At 63.7% G+C, this 609-nt stretch carries 1 protein-coding gene; it reads left to right on the plus strand.

Going from position 1 to position 609, the window contains the following annotated elements; genetic code table 11:
- Positions 1-133 precede the first annotated feature (133 nt).
- Positions 134-609 (plus strand): Ig-like domain-containing protein (locus tag NW844_RS13110; protein ID WP_414336273.1); only part of this gene is annotated, 476 nt, incomplete at its 3' end.

Below are 609 nucleotides of genomic sequence, written 5' to 3' on the forward strand. Positions count from 1 at the left end.
TCTCCCTCTGGGAGAGGGGCTGGGGGTGAGGGCAGTCTCCCTCTGGGAGAGGGGGCGGGGGTGAGGGCAGTGGCCCCAAGCGCCTGAAAGGTGCCTTAATCTGGTTTGAGATGTCGAGAACTGTACGACCCGGATGCCTGCCTGGCCGGCACGTCGTTTCTATGCAGCTCTGCAGCGAGGGCTGACCCAGCCCTTGGATCGCTGGGTAGCCGGGATCACCCTCTGCAACTTGGCGATTGGGGTGATCTTATTTTTGCTGGGCAACCATACGGCCCCCTATGTGCGGGATTTCAACTGGCAACAGCAGCGGGTGGGATCCCAGGAACTGCAGATGGTGCTGACCTTCAACCGCCCTATGGATGCGGACAGCGTTGCGGCCAACTTGGAGATCCAGCCGCCTCTGCCGGGCCGGATGCACAAGCTGGGCCGCCGCTTTTTTTGGACCCTGACAGAGCCGGCCCCCTACGGCCAGACCTACCGGCTGCGCCTAAAGGCCGCCGTGGATGAGCGGGGCCAGCCCATGGTGCGACCTTTTGAGGGGGAGTTTCGCACGCCGGATCGGCAGTTGTTGGGGATCGGCACGGAAGCAGACCAACGGGGGCGGCTGTT

The sequence above is a fragment of the Synechococcus sp. H55.2 genome (assembly GCF_047462495.1).
Taxonomy (GTDB): Bacteria; Cyanobacteriota; Cyanobacteriia; order Thermostichales; family Thermostichaceae; genus Thermostichus.